This window comes from uncultured Campylobacter sp. (assembly GCF_938018035.1).
Lineage (GTDB): Bacteria > Campylobacterota > Campylobacteria > Campylobacterales > Campylobacteraceae > Campylobacter_B.
Window position 1 is genome coordinate 1 of sequence record NZ_CALIJF010000246.1, and the last position, 3,376, is coordinate 3,376.

The following is a 3,376-nucleotide window of genomic DNA, read 5'->3' on the forward strand; positions in this document are numbered from 1 at the left end:
AAATATAAAATTTATTCGTATGACGAATCTGACGGAAGCAGCGATTCGCTTTCAAAGACTCTGCCTGGCTGGGTCATCGGTGCAAGACTGGGTGGACTATATAGCCTTGACGAGCATAACGAGATCGAGTTTGGCTACAAGGCGGACTACACGAGGTACAAGGCCAGTAAGCTCGGAGAGGATGTAGACAAGGTATATGAGACTAACCATGGAATTTATATAGGGTATAATTTTAAATTCTAAAAATTCTAACGTACTAGCGCAGGATGGGGCGAACGAACTCCCGCTCCATCTGCTTTTAAATTCCAAATAATTATTAGTTGGATTGAGCTACAAAGCTAACTTAGATCCAAATTCTGCACTAATTTTACAAGCAGCTATAATGGTACTGCCCGCAGCGCTTTTATGCCTGTAGATGCCAATCTTTTTGAGGACCGTTTTAATGAGGGTTTGTTGAATCTCTTCCGCGCCGATCATATCGCAAAATTAAATTTTCGCGTCCACCTCAAGCTCGCCAAAGTTCACGTTTTCAAGCTCTGCGACTGCCTCGCTCGTGTATTTTTTGATTTTGCTTACGTCAAGCTCCTCGGTGCTCCTTTTTCGTTTGATTACTTTCATTTTTCTCTCTTTTAAATTTTTTAGGATTGGTTTTAAACTGCTTAGAATATTTTCGTACCAAATTTATGCAACATATAGTTTCAGCCACTGATATCAAAAACACAACTCTTGTTCTTACGATATAATCGAGTTTTTACGTGCTGTTTTGGTTAGAGAATATAAACATAAAATCATAATAATAAAGTATAAAATATATATCGATTTATATGTTTGTGAGTTGATTTCATCTAGTCTTATAGCTTTATAAATATCAAGATAAATTTTTTGCTTTTCTACGATAGGGGCTAGTTTTTGTAATGCGCCTTTAATCTTTGTAAGAGCATCAATTACCAAATCTATCTCTTTTTGGATCTCTTTTTCATCAGCAAAACCAAATTTTAGCCTAAATTTATCACTTATTTCCATATCATAGAGGTCGCGCTTATATACTTTATTTGCTACAAATATCAAATCTAGCGCAATGCCTCTATTTTTAGGTTCTTTGAGTGTTGTATTTAAATCGTCTTTGTTAGAAAGATTTTTTAGAATTTTATTCAATTCCTCTTTTTCATCCTTTCGAAATAAAAGGCCCAAAACATTCTCTAACGTTGCTTTGTTGGCTATAATAAGCTCTTTTTGATTTACTATATTACTTTCTAAAAATGTTACGTTTTCGTCAATATTATAATCTCCAAACGATAGCCTTGTTAAATTTGCTAAATCTTTATAATCTATTTTAGCAAGCTCTTCTGACAAAATTTTATTTTCTATATTCTCTCTATTAAATATGCTTAATGTTGGATTTATAAGCTCTGGAATCTTTAATAATACTATAATAAATCCGGCATACGCAATAATTTTCATTAGGATAACTGCTAAGTTGCTACTTCTAGTAAAAATAAAATATGCAAAAGATAAAATAAGTATATATAGCAAAACACTAAAAGTTATGTATGATATATTTTGTAAGATAAAAATAGTTAATATAAAAATAGCAAATAAAAATGTAATTGCTAAAGTGCTTGCATCGCTTATCTTTTTACTATTAAGTATTGGTATAAATATAAGTAAGGCAAGCATTATTAAATTCAAATAAAAATACATTATTTCGTTTAAACTATTCCTATATATAATTTTACTAGTTGTATTAATACACCATAAACAGAACCCATAGCTTACAATCATTAGCAAAGTAAAGTGAAAAATTTTATTTAAATTTGTATGATGATCACTAGTTTCTCGGTATAGATACAATTGCAACGCCTCAACCCATTTAGTTATATTCGGCAATTTCATTTTAAATAATGTGGTCTTTATAAGATTAATAAAGTATTTTATATTAAATATACTATATATAAGTCCTGCGATTACTATATATATTCCATATAATACAATGCTACCGACTAATGAATACACAAAACTTTCTAAAAATTCGAATTTTTTACATAATTTCAAAAATAATAAAGAGGTGGTTATAATAATTACAAACACGATTAAAAGTACTTTAGAATATAAATAATTTATATTTCTTTTTTCAAATAAGCTTATACTTTTGTTAAAATTTACTCTTGTTTTTTCATCGTTTTTAATTTCATAATCAAGCCCCATTTCTTTACAATAAAGCTCTGCTTTGTGATGGTTGCTCGCATCTATTAAATTCCCATTTTCATTTAATGTATGTTTCAGTATAGAAAACGAGTTTCTAAAGTCAGAATAGACTTTTTGATAAATTTCTGTTTCGGTGGCTTCTTTATTGTTTTCAAGTCTTCTTTTTATCTCATCATCACAATCTCGTTTTATACTACTAAAACTATGCGAATCAAATTTCATATTAATTAAAATTGGTCTTTTCATGAAAGATACACTGCTAAAATTTGGCGTTTTATAAAATCTTATCCCATAAAAGGAAGCTAATTTTTTAAATTCACATTCATGAAAATCTGCAAATTTCTTAAACTCGGAATTATTAAAGTAGGCATTATCTTCAAAAATAGTGTTTTTAAAATTAGCAAAGCCGTAAAATTTGTTATTTTTAAAATTTACATTTTCAAAAATGCAATCGTTAGCTATAAAATCACCATAAATAGTACAATCGTTAAAAGTTATATTTTGAAATTTAACACTTCTTATATTTATATTAGACTTAAAAATACAGTCTTGAAAAACAATATTTTTAAAATTTGTTGGAGCAAAATCTATATTATATGATTTTGAATAGAATTCGCACTTTGTAAAAACTAATTTTTCTTTTATATTTGTATCAGATATATTAGAGTTAAACATTTCAATTTTACAATTATAAAATTCTATATTTTTAAAATCATTTATATTTAAAAATCCAAATTCACAATTTTGAAATTTTATATTATGTTTTTCTAAAATATCTCGTAAATTTTTATTGTTTATAGTATCTATTTGACATATTTCTTTTACAATATGAGTTTGCTCAGTGCCATTAACTCCAATTAAGGCATACTTGCTAACTTTATCGTCGCCAAAAAATTCTTTTAGTTTTTCATTGGCTAATTTAAATGTATCTGATGCTTCCGATGATGATGTCAAGCAAGCTCGCTTAAAACTATATTTGTTTAATAAATTTAAAAATTTGTAATATCTGGACTTAATCATTACCCAAAAACTCTCTTGAAAATTCCATCTACGTTTTTAGTGTAATATCCGTAGTCAAAGCACTCTTTGATCTCGCTTTCGCTTAGCTTTTCTCGTAGCTTTGTATCTGCGAGCAGATTTTGCAAAAACAGGCTATGCCCTTGCTCATCTA

General features: G+C 28.5%; 1 protein-coding gene and 3 pseudogenes. 1 reads left to right on the forward strand and 3 read right to left on the reverse strand.

The features are described 5' to 3' along the window. Window positions 1-243: pseudogene (locus tag Q0257_RS07300) on the forward strand (hypothetical protein); the annotation flags it as partial. Between the two features lie 171 nt (window positions 244-414). Here Q0257_RS07300 and Q0257_RS07305 read toward each other — a convergent pair. From Q0257_RS07305 to Q0257_RS07315, 3 genes and pseudogenes are all read right to left on the reverse strand, one after another. Continuing rightward, window positions 415-618 (reverse strand): annotated as a pseudogene (locus tag Q0257_RS07305) (hypothetical protein); the annotation flags it as partial. A 114-nt stretch (window positions 619-732) separates the two neighbouring features. Continuing rightward, a complete protein-coding gene (locus Q0257_RS07310; RefSeq protein WP_298023439.1) occupies window positions 733-3,159 on the reverse strand; it encodes a pentapeptide repeat-containing protein in 2,427 nt (808 codons plus the stop codon). Between the two features lie 65 nt (window positions 3,160-3,224). Further along, window positions 3,225-3,376 (reverse strand): annotated as a pseudogene (locus Q0257_RS07315) (adenylosuccinate lyase); the annotation flags it as partial.